The 21326-nt window shown below is 35.4% G+C and carries 17 protein-coding genes and 1 pseudogene; 5 read left to right on the top strand and 13 right to left on the bottom strand.

Going from position 1 to position 21326, the window contains the following annotated elements:
* From MKX31_RS02885 to MKX31_RS02870, 4 genes are all read right to left on the bottom strand, one after another.
* Positions 1–669, bottom strand: a complete 669-nt coding sequence (locus MKX31_RS02885; RefSeq protein WP_340979901.1) for a hypothetical protein — start codon at positions 667–669, stop codon at positions 1–3.
* A gap of 231 nt (positions 670–900) precedes the next feature.
* On the bottom strand, positions 901–1878 hold the full coding sequence (locus MKX31_RS02880) for an ornithine cyclodeaminase family protein (protein ID WP_098111177.1): 978 nt from the start codon (positions 1876–1878) through the stop codon (positions 901–903).
* A gap of 19 nt (positions 1879–1897) precedes the next feature.
* On the bottom strand, positions 1898–2950 hold the full coding sequence (locus MKX31_RS02875; RefSeq protein WP_340979898.1) for a proline racemase family protein: 1053 nt from the start codon (positions 2948–2950) through the stop codon (positions 1898–1900).
* 186 nt (positions 2951–3136) lie between these two features.
* Entirely contained in the window at positions 3137–3598 is a 462-nt protein-coding gene (locus MKX31_RS02870) for a VOC family protein (RefSeq protein WP_088047929.1), read from the bottom strand.
* Between the two features lie 147 nt (positions 3599–3745).
* On the opposite strand from MKX31_RS02870, the pseudogene MKX31_RS02865 reads away from it, so the two are divergent.
* Positions 3746–3931 (top strand): annotated as a pseudogene (locus MKX31_RS02865) (YflJ family protein); the annotation flags it as partial.
* Positions 3932–4093: 162 nt separating this feature from the next.
* On the opposite strand, the gene MKX31_RS02860 reads toward MKX31_RS02865, so the two are convergent.
* The 3 genes from MKX31_RS02860 to MKX31_RS02850 all read right to left on the bottom strand — a co-directional run bounded on the left by MKX31_RS02860 (position 4094) and on the right by MKX31_RS02850 (position 8068).
* Positions 4094–5047, bottom strand: a complete 954-nt coding sequence (locus MKX31_RS02860; protein WP_088047930.1) for a TRM11 family SAM-dependent methyltransferase — start codon at positions 5045–5047, stop codon at positions 4094–4096.
* A gap of 141 nt (positions 5048–5188) precedes the next feature.
* Positions 5189–6778: an N-acetylmuramoyl-L-alanine amidase gene (locus MKX31_RS02855; protein ID WP_088047931.1), complete on the bottom strand. Its 1590-nt coding sequence runs from the start codon at positions 6776–6778 to the stop codon at positions 5189–5191.
* A gap of 240 nt (positions 6779–7018) precedes the next feature.
* Entirely contained in the window at positions 7019–8068 is a 1050-nt protein-coding gene (locus tag MKX31_RS02850) for a M42 family metallopeptidase (protein ID WP_088047932.1), read from the bottom strand.
* A gap of 126 nt (positions 8069–8194) precedes the next feature.
* On the opposite strand from MKX31_RS02850, the gene MKX31_RS02845 reads away from it, so the two are divergent.
* Positions 8195–8374 (top strand): hypothetical protein, encoded by a 180-nt coding sequence (locus MKX31_RS02845; RefSeq protein WP_063263308.1) that lies wholly within the window; start codon positions 8195–8197, stop codon positions 8372–8374.
* A 21-nt stretch (positions 8375–8395) separates the two neighbouring features.
* Here the strand turns inward: MKX31_RS02845 and MKX31_RS02840 are convergent, their stop codons facing one another.
* From MKX31_RS02840 to MKX31_RS02830, 3 genes are all read right to left on the bottom strand, one after another.
* Positions 8396–8722 (bottom strand): nucleoside triphosphate pyrophosphohydrolase, encoded by a 327-nt coding sequence (locus MKX31_RS02840; protein ID WP_064473732.1) that lies wholly within the window; start codon positions 8720–8722, stop codon positions 8396–8398.
* A 17-nt stretch (positions 8723–8739) separates the two neighbouring features.
* A complete protein-coding gene (locus MKX31_RS02835) occupies positions 8740–9057 on the bottom strand; it encodes a hypothetical protein (protein ID WP_088047933.1) in 318 nt (105 codons plus the stop codon).
* A 112-nt stretch (positions 9058–9169) separates the two neighbouring features.
* Entirely contained in the window at positions 9170–9958 is a 789-nt protein-coding gene (locus MKX31_RS02830) for an enoyl-CoA hydratase (RefSeq protein ID WP_088047934.1), read from the bottom strand.
* 308 nt (positions 9959–10266) lie between these two features.
* On the opposite strand from MKX31_RS02830, the gene MKX31_RS02825 reads away from it, so the two are divergent.
* Complete coding sequence (locus tag MKX31_RS02825; RefSeq protein WP_064473729.1) at positions 10267–11646, top strand: O-antigen ligase family protein; 1380 nt, start codon at positions 10267–10269, stop codon at positions 11644–11646.
* Between the two features lie 36 nt (positions 11647–11682).
* Here the strand turns inward: MKX31_RS02825 and MKX31_RS02820 are convergent, their stop codons facing one another.
* Complete coding sequence (locus tag MKX31_RS02820) at positions 11683–11991, bottom strand: putative quinol monooxygenase (RefSeq protein WP_088047936.1); 309 nt, start codon at positions 11989–11991, stop codon at positions 11683–11685.
* Between the two features lie 268 nt (positions 11992–12259).
* On the opposite strand from MKX31_RS02820, the gene MKX31_RS02815 reads away from it, so the two are divergent.
* The gene (locus tag MKX31_RS02815; protein WP_088047937.1) at positions 12260–13675 is read left to right on the top strand and encodes an MBOAT family O-acyltransferase; all 1416 of its coding nucleotides are present in this window, start codon (positions 12260–12262) and stop codon (positions 13673–13675) included.
* A gap of 24 nt (positions 13676–13699) precedes the next feature.
* On the top strand, positions 13700–14890 hold the full coding sequence (gene patB1, locus MKX31_RS02810; RefSeq protein ID WP_340979891.1) for a secondary cell wall polysaccharide O-acetyltransferase PatB1: 1191 nt from the start codon (positions 13700–13702) through the stop codon (positions 14888–14890).
* A 104-nt stretch (positions 14891–14994) separates the two neighbouring features.
* On the opposite strand, the gene MKX31_RS02805 is transcribed toward patB1, so the two are convergent.
* A complete protein-coding gene (locus MKX31_RS02805) occupies positions 14995–17583 on the bottom strand; it encodes an S-layer homology domain-containing protein (protein WP_064473726.1) in 2589 nt (862 codons plus the stop codon).
* A gap of 713 nt (positions 17584–18296) precedes the next feature.
* A complete protein-coding gene (locus MKX31_RS02800) occupies positions 18297–20753 on the bottom strand; it encodes an S-layer homology domain-containing protein (protein ID WP_340979889.1) in 2457 nt (818 codons plus the stop codon).
* Positions 20754–21326 lie beyond the last annotated feature (573 nt).

Genomic DNA, 21326 nt, shown 5'->3' with positions numbered 1-21326 from the left:
TTAAAAGGTTTCATGTGTTCTACCTCCACCTTCTATATGCTTCCTTAAATAATAATACCTATGGAGTTCCATAATGAAATGAAACAACATAAACGAAAGCATTGAATATACACACATTAATACAATTGCTACCAACTTTTGTGTTGCAAAACCAAGACTGATATTAGCAATGAGTTGACCCAATCCTACAAAAGCCACTACTCCGAAACCAGAGTTTTTTTTCGATGACTTTGATTTTTTGATTGGTTCCTGAAGTTTTTTAATATGATTTTTATAATAATGATTCAAAGCAAAAATATACAAACCAACTGAAAAAACAAAATAGATTGGAGTTTGTAATCCTAACATTCCATATGCAAACTTTTGGGTTATAACTAATAATCCTACTGAACATACGATGCCAAATACTCCACGAAATAGAGTGTATTGTAATTGCCGTTTCCGAGGATTTATAACAATCCATATTGTCCATACATTTAAAAAAACAACTGGTGGAACCATAATATACATATATAGTGGTTGAAAAGGATTCGCAAAAGCAGGCAAAAGCACAAATATATCTGCTATCCCAATAACAAGAGTAATTATAGTCGATCTTATATCATTTACAGCATAAAAAGCCATATAATATTCAAAAGCTTTTTTATTAAAATCTGTATTCCTTTTCATGTTAATTAAATCACCCCGCTACCGTTGACCAAGCTTTTTTCATTTCCCCTTTAATACATAATGAGTAAAATATACATTGGTTAATTTTACTAAATATATTATAATACTTTATTGTGAATTTTTAAACATTTCATCTTTCTATTGAATATTATCAATTCTAATCATGAAATACTCTACTCTTTCTTGCTTTACAAGATTTTACGCAAAAAAAGACCACCAAAAGGCAGCCTCTCAAAAATCAATCCTATTCCCCACCCCACGCTCCACCGCTTTCTCATACAAATACTTCGCAACAATAATGTCTACCACCGCCAAACCAACTGATTTAAAAATAGTAATCTCTTCATCGTTTTCGCGGCCGGCTTTTTCTCCGCTTATGATTTGTCCGAGTTCGGCGTGGATGTCGCTTGCTTCAAATAAACCTTCTTGTATCGGAACTTGGAGGTCACCTGTTTCTTCTAGTGCTGCTTCTTTTGATTCGACTACTACTTTATTTGCGCCCGCGATGGCGCGAGATGGTAGTTCTTGCATGTTCGGTTTGAATGAGCCGACGGCGTTTATGTGGACACCTTTTTGTAGTTTTTCTGAGAAGACTGGTGTGGATGCGTTCGTAGTTGTAACGATGATGTCTGCTTCGCTTATTGCTTCATTTGCATTTGTGTGAACATATGCAGGTTTATTGAATTTCTCTTGTATATATTGAGCAAATGCGTGTGCTTTTTCTTCTGTTCGATTGTATAAAATGACTTTCTCGATATCTCTAACTGCGAATACAGCTTCGGCAATCCCTTTCGCCTGTTCACCGGTCCCGATTATGCATAAAGTTTTTGCATTATGACGAGCTAAATGTTTTGTCGCTACTCCTGATAGAGCCCCTGTTCGAATCATCGTTAAGTAGGATCCCTCTAAAAGTGCGAGCGGTTCTCCCGTTTGAAAGTCTGATAGCATCACAATCCCGTTTATCGTTTTCTTTCCTATCTTTTTGTTCTCGGGGACTACTGTTACGACTTTTAAGCCAATTGCCTCAAGCCCTTCCGCTACTGAAGGCATAATTAATGCCGTATTTTGCTCGTTCGCAAATGGTAATGAGCCGCGAATTGGTGTGATCGTTCTTTCTGCGGAAAATTCTTGTAAAGCAAGCGCCGCGTATTCAATGACTTCATTCATATTTACTAAGTTTCTTTGTTCGTTCGCGCTTATGACTAGCATATCTTTCCACCTCCTCCTCTTATCCTAACAAAAATCCCCGCCTCAAATCATCTCTCGGGTCTACAACGAACTGATGAAATCCTGTAATAAATGCATGCCCCGTTACTTTCGGAACGACAGCTACATATGTATCTACCGCTGTTACCGACAATACTTTCCCCTCGAATTTCCCGTCAGTAATGCATTCGTGGACGAAAATTTCTCCCTTTTGTAAGGCATCTCTTTCAAAAAGCATTGCGATTCTTGCGGAAGTTCCTGTGCCACAAGGAGAACGATCAACTTGCCCGTCAGCAAAGATCGTTACACTTCGTAACGTAGCGTCTTCTCCTTTCGGTTCATCTGAGAAAATAACGCCGTATATTCCTTTTAAGCCTTCTTCAAGTGGATGCTTTACTTCCATTTTGCTCTCGATGTAGTGCTTAATTTTACCGCCCCACGTTTGAATAGCAGCTAAGTCTTTGAAATCGACTTTCAAACCAAATTCTTTACTATCTACTACCGCATAAAAAGCTCCGCCAAACGCGATATCTACTTGAAATTCATAGTTATCTATTTTAATAGGAACATCTTTCTTATATACAAATGAAGGAACGTTTTCAAATGATACAGACTCTACTTCGCTCCCGTTATATGTTGCATACGCAATCACTTCCCCGGCAGGGCTATCAATAATGAACTTTTGTTTCTCACCTGTCACTTCAAACATACCTGTTTCAATTCCGACTGTAATAACAGCAATAATACCGTGCCCACACATCGTACTCCAGCCTTCATTGTGCATAAATAATACGCCAAAATCAGCATGAGCACTCGCAGGCGGAGTAATGATACAACCGTACATACCGTGATGTCCTCTCGGTTCATACATAAGAACTTCGCGAAGATGATCCAAATGTTCCATACAATATGCGCGTCTTTCTAGCTGCGTTTCTCCTTTTATTTCTGGCACGCCGCCTGTAATAATTCGAAGTGGTTCCCCAGCTACGTGAGCATCAATTGTCGTGTACACTTTACTAACCTTCATTTCTACCTCTCCCCTATATGTTGATACTATTTTCATTGCAAATATCATGCCAACGCATAGGGTATAAATTTGTATACGTTGTGTAAAAAAGCATACACTACTGTCTATTTTTTTATACAGTAGACAGTGCGCGATTATTAGCCTGCGCAAAACAAAAAAGCCATAACGTCACTACTTGAGCAACATTATGGTTCCTTTCTTAATTATTTCGCGGGATTTGGGCCAAAATCAAATTTATATTTCACTCGGCAATTTTTCCCACTCACTTAAATGCATGACATCTTGTTTTACGTTTTTCTTTTCAGGAAGTAAACATAGAAATTCTAAAGAATTACCGTCAGGATCATAAAAATAAAGATTCGCAGTAGGTGTCCACGTCTGAACCATAGGCTCAGAGGGTTCAAGACCGAAAGCCGCCCTTGGGTTTATTCCTTTATTAAGAAGCCATTCTCTTGCATGAATGATTTCTTCATAGTTAACCTTGAATGCAAAGTGACTTTTATGGAATTCCTCTTCTGATACCTCCCAAATACCCAACATTTGTTCCTTCTTATTATCTTTATCAAACCAAAAGAATGCTACACGGCGTTCTTCAATTGTGCGAGCATGAAATAATCCAAGTTTCGTATAAAATTCTTTTGCTACTTCTAAATTTCTTGTTTTAACATGTGTTTCATATAAAGTACCTGGAAACAAAGCATATTCCCCCTTAATATTTTTAGAAATTCTTACTATAAAGCCTATTTTAATAAACTAGAAATAGAAGTAATATCATATTTCCCTTACATGTTTTTTCAATTTTGTAGCCCTAATACAGAATAAAAAAGAAAATTCTCTCACCCCGCCACATATACTGTTCAAAAGCAAAAAGGAAGTGATCCAATGTACTACGGAACAAAAGGTTGGTACGTAGCCGAACTAAAAAAATTAGGCGTACGCTATCATGAAGGACGAAAATTAGAAAGTTACCGCGGACACGTCTTACGCAATTTATTACTTGCACAACAAGAGAAATTAAAAGAACAGTAATATAATAATGTAACGATATCTTCGATTCTCGGAATATATCGGCGATTCGACATAGGATATCGACTTACCGACAAATCCCCCTAATTCATCTATCTACACTACCAACCAATCACACATCAATACCAAACAAAAAAGGTCACCCAAACGGGTGACCTTCCTTTCTTATTCACAAACAAGAATTTGTCTAGTAAATGATCCTTTTCTTGTAATACAGCGATCTGTAATTTCAAATCCTGCTTCATGAATCATGTCGTCCATTGTTTCCATCGTGACAACGACTACCTTTTTAGCGATGCGGCGCGCACTTGAAAGAATGGAGAACTGATCTTCTGGTGTTGCATGCGTAAATAAGTCGTACGGCATATCGATAATGGCAACGTCGTAGTTCTCAGTAATTTCCTCAATTGGCCCTATTGTTACTGTCCCTTCAAATCCGAAATGTGCGATGTTTTTTCTCGTTCCAAGAACTACAAGTGGATTTATATCTCTACCAACGATGTTAATTCCCATAGAAAGTGCTTCTACTACTACTGTTCCAATACCGCAGCACGGGTCAATTGCTCGTACTCCATCTGGATTTGGTACAGCGATATTTGCAACTGATCTCGCAACACGTGTGCTAAGAGATGTCGAATAACTGTGCGGTTTTTTTATGTGATGATACCAAACTGGCTCACTTTCTACATAGTGTCCGAAGTACCAGCGTCCTCCAAGAGGAACAATCCCGAATACACGCTCTGGATTACGAACATCCGCTTCTCCTTCAATATGCATACCGAGGTCGCGTTCAATGAGACGTCTTTCCCCATATTCAATTTTATTTTCTTTGCCGAGATCATTGATTTTAACGAAGATAACTTTAAATGACGCCCCCGCCAAATCAATTTGTTCTACTTGTTTTAAAATACTTTCTAAGTCGTCTCCTTCATACATAACCTCAACGCGCTCTTTAATAAATGCACTTCTACTCGGGGCAATTTTGACATCACTTTTCAAAATATTAACGTGAGACTCCATTCCAAAGAACGAGCGCATCTCCAAGTAACATAAAGCACGCTCCTCCTCACGAAATGCATACGTATATATACATGCAGGTGTTTTACTATGATTATTCAATCTATTATCATCCTCTATATCGTTATAATTGCAATTACTACAATACTTTTTCATATAAAATTAAATGATATCACATGCCGGAAATAAAGAGAAACGTTAATAAATAAAAGAGACTGCCTATTGGCAATCTCTTTTGATTCCTTAACGGAAAGAAGATACTTTATTACCCTTTGCTTCGTAATAATCTAAAATCCCTTGATAAATCGCTTCTGCTGCATCTTGTCTCTGTTTTGGTGTAGCAATTTTATCTGCATCGCTTTTATTATCTACAAATGCTAGTTCTGTTAATACAGCCGGCATTGTATTTTCTCTAGTTACGTATAAGTCCTGATGTCTTATACCACGATCTTTTGTTCCAAGTGCTGCTACAAGACGGTCTTGAATTTTTTGTGCTAATAACTTACTGTCTTCTACATGCGGATTCGTTACTTTTGCTCTTGCTGACTGATAATATAACGTTTCTGTACCTTGTCCATTTTTCTTTTCAGAACCATTGGCATGGATACTTACAAAAATATCTCCATTATGTTCCTGTGCAAATTCTACACGTTTCTTTAATGAATCAGGACCACTTGTTCCTGGACGTGTATTATCTGTACGAGTGAACATAACAGTAAATGGTGCCTTTTGCTCAAATATTTTCTTTAATCGTAATGATACGTCTAATACAGTTTCACTTTCTTTCTCATAATAACCAGGATTACCCGAGTCAATTCCACCGTGACCTGGATCAATAATAATTGCTTTACCTTCTAAGAAGTTCTCTTGTTTTACTGGGTTTAATTGATTTTTATCAACCCACTGGAAACCAGCGCCTACGCGGATACGAATCCAGCTGCCACTCTCCTCCATAATCGTTACTGTTTGTGCATTATATGTACCTAGCACTTTAGAACTATGTGAAGCTGTTTCATATGCAGTAAAGTCTTGGTTAATTGTCTCTGTTTTTTCTTGTAGAGGTGTCCACTTCTCACCTTTACTTGTTACAATTTTCAACCAGCCGTCTGCTCTTTGCTCTTTCACTTCAACCATTTGTGGCTTATGCTGAACGTCAGTAATACCAGATGATAATGATGGTTGATGATATGTAATAAAGTTTCTATTCATATACATTCTTTTTGATGTATTTGTTTTATTTCCATCAGCCTTCGCAATGAACTGAGCTGCTTCTGCACGAGTTACAGTTCCTTCAGGATTCCAGCCATTTCCCGTACCATTAGAAATCTCTAAGGCTACTAAAATATTAGCTTGTTTCTTACCCCAATGAGGTTCCAAATCTTTAAACTGTGTTGGAAGTTCTCCAATAATTTTCTTATCTAATGAGTACGCTTGTACTAACATAGATGCCATAGATGCACGGTTCATTTTATTGAATGGATTAAATTTACCAGTACCATCTCCATTAATTACACCTGCTTTTTCCACTGCAGCAATGTACGGTGCTGCCCAATGGCTCTGTGCGTCTTTAAAAGATGGTTTTGCTTTTGGATCAATCGGTAAACCAAGAACGACTGCTATGATTTTTGCAGCTGATCCTCTATCTACTGCTTCAGATGGAGAAAACGTTCCATCTGGCTTTCCATCAAGCGCTTTTTTTCCTACTAAATAATCAACTGATTCTTGCGCCCATGTAGGAACATCCGAAAAATTCTTCGCTGCTGCGAAACTACTTACTGGAGACGATAATAAACTTGCGGCTAAAATACCTGCCGCGACTGCACGATACTTCATAAAAAATAATACTCCTCTCAACAATCACCTTTTAATAACGCGTAATCTTAATATATAAATTTCGATAAATCCGAACAAAAAAAATTAATGCGCCTCTATCATTCTATAATACTCGAATTATGTAGTAAACCTACTTTCTTAATATTGTAAAATAAAATACAATTAATTTACTTTTTGTTAAATAAAGTCGATTTCTCTACAAACAAAAAATAGGCTACTAGAGGTAGCCTATTTCTTTTCTTACTCTGCAATCATATCTGATAATACATATGCATAAACAAGTGCTTCTGTATGAGCAATCGAACTTTCATGTGTACGCTCAAATGCATGAGAAGAATCAATACCCGCCCCAATTAATGCATGTTTCACATCAAATCCAGCGCGAATCGCAGCTGATGCATCCGATCCATAGTACGGATAAATATCTACTTTATATTCAATATGATTCGTTTTCGCAAGCTCTACTAAATGTTTACGCAGTGCATAATGATACGGACCACTAGAGTCTTTTGCACAAATAGATACAGTATACTCGTCAGATGCTTGTCCATCACCTAGCGCTCCCATATCAACTGCTAAATATTCAACCGTTTCTTCTGGAATGTTAGAGTTACCACCGTATCCAATCTCTTCATTATTAGAAATTAAGAAATGAGTTGTATATGGTAATGTTATGTTTTCATCTTGTAATCTTTTAATTAATTTTAATAGAATCGCAACACTTACTTTGTCATCTAAATGACGTGATTTTATGTATCCACTCTCTGTAATTTGAACGCGCGGATCGAATGAAACGAAGTCTCCTACTTCAATTCCTAATTCACGTACTTCATCAGCTGAAAAGACACGCTCATCAATACGAACTTCAATATTTTTCTCGTCGCGTTTCGCTTCACCTGCATCTTTATATACATGCACAGATGTTTGATGCATTAAAATCGTTCCTGTATACGTCTTACCGCTTGATGTTTCAATTTCGCAATATTCCCCTTCTACAGAGTTCCAGCGAAATCCACCAATCATAGAAAGACTTAGACGACCGTCAGGCTTAATTTCTTTCACCATCGCCCCTAACGTATCAACGTGTGCCGTTAATAAACGGTGCTGTGCATCATTTTTTCCTTTTACCGTTAAAATAAGAGCGCCTTTATTGTTACGCTTCGTTTCTACATTCCACTCACTTACATAGTTTTCAATAAAACGAATGATTTTCTCTGTATTTCCAGATGGACTTGGAATAGAGACAAGCTCCTTAATAAGTTCCATCGTTTCTTTCGCATGATGTGCCATTGTCGTTCCCTCCTCATTTTCTCTATTATTTAGTATACCGAATTTACTATAAATCCTCTACTCATATAGCTTAATTTTCTAAATTGCGGTAAAATTCTTTTTAGTATACAAAAGGAGTTATAAAATATGAATATATCAAAAAAATATATACACATTGCACTCATTTGGTTTTTAGCATCATTATTTTGTTTACAAGTTTCTTATGCAGTTCACACTACTACTTCTATTACCATTGGCTGGGTATTAACAGCTATCTTCTTCATTATTAGTTTAATTGCAACAAAAAAGCATAGCGTCACTCACTAACGCTATGCTTCCCTTACAAAACTATTCTTCTGAAACATCCAACAAATAAATGCCTCTTTCAAATCCACCGCGCTCTATTTCTTTTTTCTTACGAAGACGTTCTATATCTTCAATTGTTGCACCTTCTGCACGCGCTAATGAAATGATTACTTCCAGTGCATCCGCAAGAGAATCTAGCGCATGTTCACGCTCTTTCATAGAAGCAAATTCACGAATTTCTTCCGTTCCAATTTTCGCTAAAGCTTGTATGTATGCTTGTCCTGTTAATTTTTGTGCTGTATATGTTTTTCCAGACATCAAAATCTTCTCTGGAACACGATCTCTTACTAACTTGTTATATGCTGACATCATTCATCCTCCTATGTTTAATAACATCCGAGCTCTGCTTTATAGAAAAACCATTTTTTCTTCACGCACGCACTAAGCATATCAATTCCTGACCCATGTGCCCTTACGTGAGGAAAGAAATAGTGCTCTAATTCTTCTTCCTTACCATATAGAGTTTCGTACTCAGCTGGAATTGCTTCTTTTTTCACATCTATTTCTTTCGTCACTTCGCCAGAAAACGCAACGCTTGGATGTCCTTCAAAAAACAATGCAGTTCGCACAGCCATAGATGGTGTACTATGCAAAGCATAATATGCTATGACAATCATGCCGATAACACCAATAATTTTCTTCATATATTACTCCTAAAAAAAAGTGCTAACACAATTATACTAAAATGTGTTAGCACTTTCTCCCCTTTACCTTAAATTAACCGGCAGTAAAACTACCATTAATTCAAATTTCACTTTATTCCCCTTTAAATGCAGGCAAACGTTTTTCTAAAAATGCAGCAATGCCTTCTTTATGATCCGCTGTTTGTCTCATCGCATATTGGCCGCGCTTTTCAAGTTGCAGCGTTTGTTCTAAATTGGAGCGATTTACTTCACATAAAATTTGCTTCGTTTGAATCATCGCTTTAATCGGCTTTTGTGACCATTCACTAATTTTTTGCTTCACAGCCGTTTGGAAATCCTCGCCAATTACTTCATCAATTAAACCGATATCAAGCGCTTCTGTTGCTGATAATTTCTTTCCTTCCCAAATAATTTGCTTCGTCATATTTTCACCGACACGCTTTTGAAGGAAGAAATGGCCGCCACCATCTGGAATTAAAGCGATTCCAATAAAGTTCATCGCAATAACGGATGATATATCTGCCATCACATAGTCAGCTGTTAACGCAATACTTAACCCAAGACCAGCAGTTGGTCCATGAATAGCACTAATAACAAGCTTCGGCATCGTATATAAAGTCACAACAACTTCAGAAATGGTATTCATAATGCCATCAAACTTGCTTTCATCATTACTTGAAAGCATCGATTTAATATCTCCACCCGCAGAAAAACCACGACCACTTCCGCATAACACAACAATGTGTGCAGAACTCTCCGCTACTTCTTTCAATTTTTGTAATAACTCTTTTAATGTTGGCTCATCTAATGCATTTAACACCTCTGGGCGATTGACCATAACCGTTGCAACGTGCCCTTCATATTTCACAACGACAGATTCTGTTTTACTTGTTACTTCCATTATATATACCCCTCTTTTCTACATAAAGATTATACTTATATAATTATAGAAAGGTGGTGAAAAACCCTTCTTTTTTCTCAATTTTCTGTCTAATAATCTCGTAATTTGTATATGACCTTGTATAAAACATACAATTCCGTTGAAAAATATAGAAATTAAAGTCGGTTTATCACCTCTCTTCATCTATTTACCATTACAATGAAATGGTGTATTCTTAAGTCTGATATAAAAATTAAATATAGAAATTCATTCTCCTTCCTATTTATATAGAGGTTCTGAAATAAAGGAATGAAGAAATGGAGGAACATATGGTTACTAAGTTCAAACAGACGGATAACTACTTCCCGCATTTCCTACTGCTATTCATTGTGTTTCAACCAATTTTAGATTTATTAACATCTTTTTCAATCTATGTATTACACATGAGCGCAACAGTCGGAATCGTAGTCCGTTTCGCCTTTATGCTTCTTGCATTAGGTTATCTACTTCTTCATCATAAACAACAAGGCGCGAAAAAGTATATTCTTTATTTATGTCTATTTGGCATTGTACTCGCAATTGGCCTTGTGAATAATTTAATGGTCAAATCTCCAGTTTCATTTGGAGAAGAAGTGAAATTTATTTTGAAAAGTGTATATCCAATTGTACTACTGTTTGGATATATTATCGCACTAAAAGAATTAAAAAATAACGAATATGTATTTCATAAAATCATTACGTATTTCTTATATGCAACGTTAATTTTAAGTATTTCAATTATCGCGGCTATGGCAACTGGTACAGATTTCCCAAGCTATCCGAACTCAAAGATCGGTTCAAGAGGATGGTTCTTTGCTGGAAATGATTTAAGTTCCATTTTTGCAATTATGTTCCCAATCGTTGTCTTATACTCAGTCCATAAAACAACTTCTTTCTCAAAAGCGTATTACTGGATTCCAACTGTAGTTGCAATGTATGCAAGCATTATGATCGGAACGAAAGTAGGCTATGGTGCCATCGTTATTACACTTGGTATCGCCCTTTTCTTCTTATTCATTGAATATATGATACATCGTAAAAAAGAAGGAAAAGGATTCACATATCTTGTAAATACAGTTGTTGCTGCTGTCGTATTAGGAGGGTTACTCGTACTTACACCGCAAACTCCTATCGCAAAAAACATGACCATCCATTTACAAATATATGAATACAAAAAATCAGTACAAGAAGAAAAAGACCGGAAAGAAGGAAAAGTAGTTACAGAAGAAGAACATAAGCAAGGCGAACTAACAGACTCTGAAATGAAAAGTTTAATTTACAGTGATCGCGACAAGTTTTTAAAAGTATATAAACAATACTATAAAGAAGCACCACTATCTCAAAAACTATTTGGAATGGGTTACGCAGGTAACTATACAACGAAAATGAAGTTAGTCGAAATGGATTTCCATGACCTATTCTTCGCATTCGGAATTGTTGGCTTCCTTATGTACTTACTGCCGCTTCTTTATTTCGGTATAAAAATATTCATTCGCTTGATCACAAACTTCAAGAAACTATTTAGCGTAAAACATATACTACTAGCTAGCACACTCGTCTTATCGCTCGGTATCGGCTTTATGTCTGGACACGTATTAACAGCACCAGCCGTTAGCATTTTCTTTGTTGTGATACTCGCTTACTTAATTGTTGATTTAGAAATAGAATAGAAAAGAAGCAGCATCCATCTGGATGCTGCTTCTTTTCTACTCCAACCCTTTACCGCCTCTAGCATTCAAAGTGCTAATTCTTTCTGCTCCAGTAATTATTGGTTTTGCTCGCTTTATTAAATTTTGTGTAGACGCTAACGTTAAAGATGCTTTATGTGCTTCTTCATTACTCCATACTTCAAAAACATATATAGCATTCGGCTCGTCATCAGAAGTACTTACAATATATACCTCACAACTATGAAGTGCGTTCATCGATTCCGCAGCCTCTAGCAAAATATTCGTTAATTCTTCCCGATTACGTTCTTCCACAATAAACTTACCATACAATCCGAATTTACTCATTCTTCTCCCCCCTAATTATGCCACTTCTCTTATCTCAAAATTAATAATTCCCATAAATCGCTCAAATACCTTCTTTTCCATTTAAAAAAACACTTAATGGCACACCTTTCTTATGTATGAAATGAGAAACTACTTATATAGAATAATTATTTTAATCGAATTATTAACATGATAAAATATTAAAGGCACTATTATATAAAAGAATATATAATAGATATGTCGGTTTTTTTTGCACGAAATGTATTTCGAAAAAAGTGAGGAGAGTCCTTTGGTATTTAGTAGTTCGATTTTCTTATTTATCTTTTTACCTCTCGTATTATTTCTCTATTTTATAGTGCGTGCCGAGCTACGTAATTTCGTATTACTTGCATTTAGTTTAATTTTCTATGCATGGGGCGAACCGCGTTTCGTTCTTTTAATGCTCTTTTCCATCGTATTAAACTACTGCTTTGGCCTACTCGTGCATCATTATGATAAACGAAAAAATATGAAAGTCACATTTTTAATTATGGCTGTGGTCGGAAATATTTTATTACTGTCTTATTTTAAATACATTTCATTTTTCACAGACATGTTAAACACCGCTTTACATTTATCTATTCATGTGGAACCTATTCCACTACCAATCGGAATTTCATTTTATACATTCCAAGCGATGTCCTATGTCATCGATATATACCGTAAAGATGGGGATGTTCAAAAAAATCCACTTAACTTAGCGCTATATATATCTATTTTCCCTCAGCTTATTGCCGGACCAATTGTTCGTTACAATATCGTCGCTGAGCAAATTAAAACGCGCATCCATTCTTTTGAACGATTCACAGAAGGTATTCAAATTTTCGTTCTCGGATTAGCAAAAAAAATATTAATCGCCAACCAAGTAGGATTTGTCGCCGATAAAATATTCGCCTTACCACCATCTGAAATAAGTGTTGGAACGGCATGGATTGGTATTATCGCCTACACCCTCCAAATTTATTTCGATTTCTCAGGGTACTCTGATATGGCAATCGGAATTGGAAAAATGTTCGGATTTGATTTCCCAAAAAACTTCAACTACCCGTACATCTCTAAATCTATTTCAGAGTTTTGGAGAAGATGGCATATTACACTTGGTTCTTGGTTCCGCGATTACATATATATCCCGCTCGGCGGAAACCGCGTTTCAAAACTAGCGAATTATCGTAACCTCTTCATCGTATGGGGATTAACTGGTTTATGGCACGGGGCGAGCTGGACATTTATCGCCTGGGGCTTATATTACGGCTTTATTATTTCAATTGAAAAAGCTGGATTCGAAAAAATATTAAACAAACTATGGAAACCGCTGCAACATGCATACGTATTAATAATCGTTATGATTGGCTGGGTCTTCTTCCGAGCTGACAACTTCGCTTACTCGTTCCAATACTTAAAAGCGATGTTCGGTATAGGAGGACAATCTTTCAGCGATGACAATACAATGTTATACGTACATGAATACATTATCGTATTTCTCATTGCCTTTATCGCAGCGACACCAATTTTAAAACGAATAAAAAACATATTAGAACTTGCGCCAAAAACGTATATGTTCACGATGCAATTTGTACGTCCTATATTATTGCTAACATTATTTATGATTTCGGTTATGTACTTGATTAACTCAACATATAATCCATTTATTTATTTCAGGTTTTAACTTATGTAGGAAGGAAAAGTTATTATGAAAAAATTGGGGAACCTCATCCTGTTAATTGGTTTTCTCACCATTATCTTTTCATTTGGCATACTATCGTTACTCAAACCAGACCGAGCCATTTCACCAGTTGAAAATCGGCCGCTCGCTCAAAAACCAGCACTGACGAAAGAAGCTCTCCTAACTGGTAGCTTTTTTAAAGATTTTGAAACATACACAAATGATCAACTAATCGGACGAGATGAATTTATTAAAAGCTATACAATTGCCCAAATTAATATGGGCAAATCTCTCATTAACGACATTATTTTGACTGATGATAAATGGCTCCTTAAAAATCCAGCGTGGACGAAAAAGTATAATGAAATTGATCAATCCATGCCCGCTATAAACGACTTATCTCAGTTTTTAAAAGAACAAAACGTCGAGTTTTACTTTGCTTTACCACCGTCAAAAACGAATGCATTATCATTTAAATTACCTTCTCATATTCACACTTATGCACAGGACAATTTAAATTACTTTCTAAAAAAACTTCCAGCTGACGTAAAGCCAATAAAACTGATGGAACACTATAAACAGAACTATACGAACGAAGAAATACAGGACATGTATTTCAAAACAGATCATCATTGGAATATGGACGGTGCCTTCTTAGGCTACCAATATATAATGAACACAATCGGGCAACAATCTTCTATATATAAAGGAAAAGAAATAAAAAAAGAAGACTACACTCGTACATATGCGCAAAATAAACATTTAGTCGGAAGCTTCAACAACCAACTATACCAACTCATCGATGCAACTGGTGAAAAATTGTGCTACTACACACCGAAAGGCGGTTTCAACTTCACAAGCGTTACCGCAAAAGATGTGAAAGGTACTGTTCATCAAAACTTAGATGACATATACGGCGTAGAAAAACAAAAAGATACAACATCATACGCAGGATATTACACGGACGACTATCCAGAAATCGTCACCGAAAATAACAATGCACCAAATGAAGTACGCGCCTTAGTCCTAAAAGACTCATTCGCAAACGCAATCGTGCCACACTTAGCACAAAGCTTCAAACACACATCTATCCTCGACCTGCGTCACTATCACGAAAAAGATGTATATCAATACATGAAAGACAACAATATTAACATGGTATTGTTCGTGTATAGTGATTCAAATTTGAGTGGGGATATGTTTAAGTTTAAGCAATAAAAGAAGCCTCTTGTAATTTTTACAAGAGGCTTCTTTTCGATATTTATGAAAAAAAATCAGCGGGGATGAATCCCCACTGATTTTTCATTTTATCTATAATCAACTTATAGATTTGGGTTGTTAAGCACGTTCACGTGTACAGCTTGTGAACCGATTTCGCTTGTTAGAACATCTTTCTCACCTAATACTTTGAATACTAATGTACCTTTGTCAGTGTACTTAGTAGTTAAAGTATTGTAAATGTCTGCACTGAAGTTTGGAAGTGCAGAATCACTTGTTTGAGATACTGTTACATGACCAAGCTCTTGATCGAATAAATCGAAGTGAGCATTGCCATTTGTATCAAGGTAAAGTTTACCTTGGTCGTCACCAGATTTCACAACGCGTACTTTATGTTGTGTATCTTTCGTTAAGTTAATACCTTTTACGATATCATCTTGGTTACTCTTCTCAAGTTCTAATACAGTACCGATATTAATTTTCTTCTCAACGAAGTTTTCTGTTTGAACTGGTTTGAAGTTTACAGATTTAATAGCGATCTTCTCTTGAACGATTTCAACTGTTGCTTTACCAGCAGTTGCACCATTTTTCGTTAAGTGGATATCAACTTTACCTGGTTTTAAACCTTTAACAACAACTTTATTTCCAACAATTTTAGCTTCAGCTACAGCTGGATTTTTAGATTCAACTACATAACCTTCTAAGTTTTCAGGATCAGAGTATACGCGATCTGAAGTGTACTTAGATAATTGATATGCAACTGTGTTAGAAACATTTAGGTCAAGTTTTGTATCAGGTGATTGGCCGTATTGACCTACTTTAGATACAAGTTCGAAGTTTTTGAATGCAACGTTACCTTCTGTTACGTTCACATATAATGAACCTAGAGTTTCACCGTTAGCATTTTGGAAGTGAACTGTACCTTCTCCTACTTCGTTACCTGTAACACCAATAGTTTTTGTACCAATTGAACCAGAGTCAGTCGTTACTACTTCTAATCCACCTTCTGCAACTACACCAGTTTTTGGAAGAACTTCTTTAATTGCAGCTACGTTAGCACCAAATGGATCGCCATATTGGTCAGTTGTTACGAATGTAACAGGTAATGTTTTATTTTGAACAACTTGTAATTTATCTGGGTTAGCTTTTACTGATTTTAATGTACGAGAATCAGTCGTTACTTTAAATTTAACATCTTTTGTAACGTCGCCTACTTTAATAGTAAGTGTAGCTTCACCAGCAGCTTCAGCCGTAATATAGTTGTTTACTACAGAAATAATACCGTGGTTTGAAGATTTAATGCTGATTGAGTTTGGATCAACAACTTTATCTTCTCCAGCAATTGTAGCAACTACGTTATGAATTTGTGCTTTTTCACCAACAACTAAGTTTTGGCTATTTAGCTTAAAGTCTTTTCCAGTAAGTTTATTACCGTATACTACACCGTTTTTATCTGCATCTACCGCAAATACAGTGTTTTTAATTGCAGAAGCTGGTGTATCAAGGTTTTTCACTGTAATAATACCAGTGTTAGAAACTGTTAAACCACCACGTTTTGTAACTTGTACTTCTACTTTATAGTCACCGTGTGAAAGACCAACACCAAGTTTACCTGTAGAAGAAGTAGAGTTTCCACCCTCAAAGATGTTTGCTGGTGAACCGTCTAAGTTATTTGCTACAAATTTGACGTCATGGTTTGCTAAGTTTAAGTACTCAACATCAGCGTTACCTTTTTCTTCGTTTAATTTGAAGGCAACTGCTTGACCAGCACGATCATCATCAAATGTAAGTTTTTCAACTGCTAATTTTTTCACTTCGTATACGAATTTCGTTACGAATGATTGATTTTTCACTTTTACAGTAAGATCTTTATTTGGAGCTACTTTACCACCAAGTGTTACAACTGCAGAAGTACCGTCAGCACTTGCTTCGATTGCAACAGCTTTGTCTCCTTCAAGAGTTACATCATCAGCAGCAAGCTTATCTAAACCAGTTCCTGTTAATGTTAATTTCGCTGGTTCAGAAATTTTCACATCAGTTACATATGCTTGTGCATTATCTTTTTTGCCATATTTTTTATCTGCTACTGCGATAAATTTAGCTGCTTCTGCACGAGATACAGATTTATTTGGCTCCCATTTGTTTCCGCCTGTTCCTTCAGAAAGTCCAAGATTGATTAGGATGTTTGCTTTTTCTTCACCCCAATGATCTAATAAATCTTCAAATTTTGTAACTAACTCGCCGTTAACTTTATCTTTTAAGTTATAAGCACCTACTATCATAGAAGCGAAAGAAGCACGGTCAATCTTTTTATCTGGAGAGAAGTTTTCTTTACCATCACCTCTAACAACACCCGCTTTTTCAACAGCTGCAATGTATTTAGAAGCCCAATGATTTTTAGCATCTTTGAAAGATGGTTGTGCACCCTCTTCAACTTTTAAACCTAATGTAATTGCCATAATTTTCGCAGCAGAAGCACGGTCAATTTCTTCAGCTGGAGCGTATGTACCATCTGGCTTACCTTCGATTGCACCTTTATCTACTAAGTAATTGATAGAATCTAATCCCCAATGACCAGCTGGAACGTCTGGGAATGATTTACCTGCTGCTGCTACTGGAGATACAACACCTGCTACCATTGCTGCTGTCATTGTACCTGCGATTACTTTTTTGTAAGAGTTAGTCTTTGCCATTTTATAAATTTCCTCCTTCAGGAATATGCTACTAGTTTCATATCATATTAAATTTGAAACTAGCTAGTTAGAAAAACCATAAAACAATAAAAACACAAACAAAAATACTATAATGAAAAGTAGTTCACATAACAAAATGATACAAACCGCTAGATGTAAATATAAGGTTTAAATACCATTTTCTGAAACAAGTTCATCATACTATACAAAAACATTCGTTATCAAGAACTTTCTCAAAAGAAGATTCGACATATTCTGATATTTCAGTCTTTTAATCGTATCATTATTATATTAATAATACTCAAATATAGAAATGAACAAACTGTTTTCCTATAAACCACCCTCACTGCGCTTCGTATATTTTTCATATCGAATACACAATTGGAATTATAGCATATATTTCCACTTCATCACTTAATTATTTTTTACAATAAATACAATTTTCAGACTATATCCGACTAAAAATATTGTATTTCGACATTTTCTTCTTCTTTTCGAATGATTTTTTAACAAAAAAAGGTTTTAATTTACAAATAATTTACATATCGATGAGGTATTCTTCTATTTTTGAAAACGTTTTCGATTTGTTTCTCAATAAAACGAACTACTAATTTGCAAAATATGATCTACTTTTCATATCTCTTTTTATATAAAAAATCAGACAAAAAAAGAGCCCACATATTGTGGACTCTTTTCATTGAAATAAATTTCAATTAGCGAGTTGCTGTTACTGATTTGAAAGCAGCAAGTGCATTTCCTGCTTTGTCAGTAGTCTTGAACTCATATTTAGCATTATTTTCTAGTTCTTTAGCTTTTACTGTTACTGTACCAGTTGCTAAGTTAACATCTGCTGGAGCTGTTACTTTAAGAACTACAGTTTCTGCTTTTTCGTCAGCTTTTGCTACAGTTAATGCTACACCGTTTAAATCAACTGTGAAGTCATTTGTATCAATGTTTACAGCTTCAGAGAATGTTAAAGTGATTTCTTTAGCATCAACTTTTGTAATTTTAGCCGATTTGAATTCAGGAGCTTTTGTATCTACAACATTTACTAATAAGTTTGTTGTACCCATTTTTACTCCGTCTTTATTTGCAACGTTAGCTACTGTAAATTTCACTGTTTCTGTTTTTTCGAAAGTGAATGTTTCTGGTAATTCAATTGTTACTGATTTTCCATCAGCATTAACAACGATTAAAGTACCTTCTGGTAATTTAGCACCAGCTAATGTGTAGTTGTTTACATTAGCAGCTGAATCAGTGCCTTGGCCACCTTTTACTTCTTTATCAAATGTTACTGTAAACTTAGTTTTGCTATCTGCAACACGCTCAACTTTAGTTGCTTTTGGTGCTACTTCATCTTTTTTACCTTCTTCTTTTTTCTCTACAACTTTTACTTCTTTAGTAAATGCTGCAGATTCATTACCAGCTGTATCTTTTACAAATCCTTTTGTAGCAGCAACTTTATAGTTACCCTTTTCTGGGAATGTTAAAGTGATAGCTTTTTTATTATCCTCAACTGGAGCAACAGCTACTTCTTTAGTTACATCTTTACTTGTATCTAAGTTAATTACACGAAGTTTTCCTTCTTGCGCAGTTACATCTTTATCGAAAGTAAGTGTTGCTGCTTTATTTTCATTAGCTTCAACTTTTACGAAGTTAGGAGCTACAACATCTTTTGTAACTTTTACTTCTTTAGTTACTTTAGTACCTACATTGTTAGCTGCATCTTTGTAGCCAACAAATTCAACTGTAATGTTTGCAGCTGTTTCTTTCTCTGTAAGAGCTCCCGGTACTGTAACAATTGCTTTTGTAGTATCTTGATCAAGAGCGATTGTAGTACCTTCTACTACTTTATTACCTTTTTTAACTACTACTTTACCTTCTGCAGAAAGTTCTTCTGAGAATGTAACTTCTAATGTAGCTACGCCTTCAGCAAGTTCTTTTACTTTAACTTCTTTAACTTCTGGAGCTGTAACATCTTTTTCTACTTTATAAGTAGCTTTACCTTCATACATTTCCATTGTGTTACCAACTAAATCTTTAGCACCAGTTACGATTACGTTAAACGCTTCACCGTTTTTAACTACAGATGCAACATCAGCTTTTGTTAATGTAACTGTATTGTCTACAGGAGCAGCTGTGAATTTCGTACCGTTAATAACAACAGTTACTTCATCTGCACTTAACTTTTCACTGAATACTACTTTAACATTTCCGTCTGGAGTAGATACTGTAGATACAGTTGGAGCTACTTCATCGTTAAAGAAAATTACTTCTAATGCTTTTGGAATGTCTTTTCCATCTACAGATTTAACATCTTTAACATGTGCAACATAAGCTTGTTTATTTACAAGTGCATTTTTTAATGTAATAGTTGCTGATTTTTTATCTTTGCTTAACTCAACTTTTTCAATATCAAGTTCTTTTGAACCTTCTACAACTGCAAAGTTTGCAGCAGTTACATCTTTAACTTCAGTACCGAATTTAACTTCGATCTCTTTAGCGTTGATTGCTTTAATAGACTCAACTTTAGCTTCTGCTTTTTGTCCGAACTGCATGTCAGTCTTAGCAATAAATTTAGCAGCTTCTGCACGAGTTACAGATTTATCTGGCTCCCAACCATTACCAGTACCATTAGTGATATCTAAAGCAACTAAGATGTTAGCAGCTTTTTTACCCCAGTGCTTTTCTAAATCAGAGAATTTAGTTTCTAATTGTCCGCTTACTTTGCTTTCTAATTTGTATGCTTTTACGATCATTGTTGCCATAGAAGCACGATTAATTTGGTTGTTTGGATTAAACTTACCAGTTTCATCCCCTTGAATTACACCAGCTTGTTCAACAGCTGCGATATATTTAGCAGCCCATGAATCTTGAGCATCTTTGAAAGTTGGTTTTGCACCATCTTTAACGTCTAAACCTAATGTAATTGCCATGATTTTCGCTGCAGAAGCACGGTCAATTGCTTCAGTTGGAGCGAATATTCCGTCTGGCTTACCTTCGATTGCTTTTTTTGCTACTAAATAATCAATGTACTCTGCACTCCAAGAACCAGGTTGAACGTCTGGGAATGATTTTCCTGCTGCTGCTACTGGAGAAACAACACCTGCTACCATTGCTGCTGTCATTGTACCAGCGATTACTTTTTTGTAAGAGTTAGTCTTTGCCATTTTATATATTTCCTCCTTAGGAATGTAATACTAGTTCCATAAGTTTTTAAATAGATATTCTATTTATTTTTGAAACTAGTAGATATAAATGTGGTTAACGTATTCTTTGTACAGAATAATAGAATATCCTATATTACAGAATCTTAAAGAAATCATACACTCTTTTCATCCAATTTAAAATCTCAAATTCGACAAAAAAGTGAATTTTCGAAATTCTGAACGATCATTTTTTCGACTTTTATTTTAAAACATCCAGATTATAAAATCAGAATATTTTAAACGAACGGAAAAACGCGTCAGAATTACATTTTTAACAATCTTCTTATAACCATTTACAACTATAACAGAAAAACGTTTCCAATTTCAATATTTAACTATGAAGATATTACGACATTAATCGACAGCTTATTTTTATATAATTCGACATTTTTATTACATTCTCATTTTTAAAAATTACCAAACCTATTTTCTTATAATTTACCAAATAAAACGCATAATCCTAACATTCTCTATATAAGAATATTAGGATTATCAAACATACATCTTATCTCTCAAATTTCATTTTTATGAGCA

Origin of the sequence: Bacillus sp. FSL M8-0063 (genome assembly GCF_038005545.1) — a bacterium.
GTDB lineage: Bacteria > Bacillota > Bacilli > Bacillales > Bacillaceae_G > Bacillus_A > Bacillus_A wiedmannii.
The sequence above is the reverse complement of the archived record's forward strand: the minus strand, read 5'-3'. Positions and strand labels throughout refer to the sequence as shown.

Excerpts from the sequence above, each read along its gene's own strand:
- MKX31_RS02840 (WP_064473732.1), bottom strand. The coding sequence starts at position 8,722 with ATGTCAGCATATAACAAGTTAGTAAGAGATCGTGTTCCAGAGAAGATT.
- MKX31_RS02835 (WP_088047933.1), bottom strand. The coding sequence starts at position 9,057 with ATGAAGAAAATTATTGGTGTTATCGGCATGATTGTCATAGCATATTAT.
- MKX31_RS02805 (WP_064473726.1), bottom strand. The coding sequence starts at position 17,583 with ATGGCAAAGACTAACTCTTACAAAAAAGTAATCGCAGGTACAATGACA.
- MKX31_RS02845 (WP_063263308.1), top strand. The coding sequence starts at position 8,195 with ATGAATATATCAAAAAAATATATACACATTGCACTCATTTGGTTTTTA.
- MKX31_RS02880 (WP_098111177.1), bottom strand. The coding sequence starts at position 1,878 with ATGCTAGTCATAAGCGCGAACGAACAAAGAAACTTAGTAAATATGAAT.
- patB1 (WP_340979891.1), top strand. The coding sequence starts at position 13,700 with ATGAAAAAATTGGGGAACCTCATCCTGTTAATTGGTTTTCTCACCATT.
- MKX31_RS02885 (WP_340979901.1), bottom strand. The coding sequence starts at position 669 with ATGAAAAGGAATACAGATTTTAATAAAAAAGCTTTTGAATATTATATG.
- MKX31_RS02800 (WP_340979889.1), bottom strand. The coding sequence starts at position 20,753 with ATGGCAAAGACTAACTCTTACAAAAAAGTAATCGCTGGTACAATGACA.
- MKX31_RS02825 (WP_064473729.1), top strand. The coding sequence starts at position 10,267 with ATGGTTACTAAGTTCAAACAGACGGATAACTACTTCCCGCATTTCCTA.
- MKX31_RS02820 (WP_088047936.1), bottom strand. The coding sequence starts at position 11,991 with ATGAGTAAATTCGGATTGTATGGTAAGTTTATTGTGGAAGAACGTAAT.
- MKX31_RS02850 (WP_088047932.1), bottom strand. The coding sequence starts at position 8,068 with ATGGCACATCATGCGAAAGAAACGATGGAACTTATTAAGGAGCTTGTC.
- MKX31_RS02830 (WP_088047934.1), bottom strand. The coding sequence starts at position 9,958 with ATGGAAGTAACAAGTAAAACAGAATCTGTCGTTGTGAAATATGAAGGG.
- MKX31_RS02875 (WP_340979898.1), bottom strand. The coding sequence starts at position 2,950 with ATGATATTTGCAATGAAAATAGTATCAACATATAGGGGAGAGGTAGAA.
- MKX31_RS02855 (WP_088047931.1), bottom strand. The coding sequence starts at position 6,778 with ATGAAGTATCGTGCAGTCGCGGCAGGTATTTTAGCCGCAAGTTTATTA.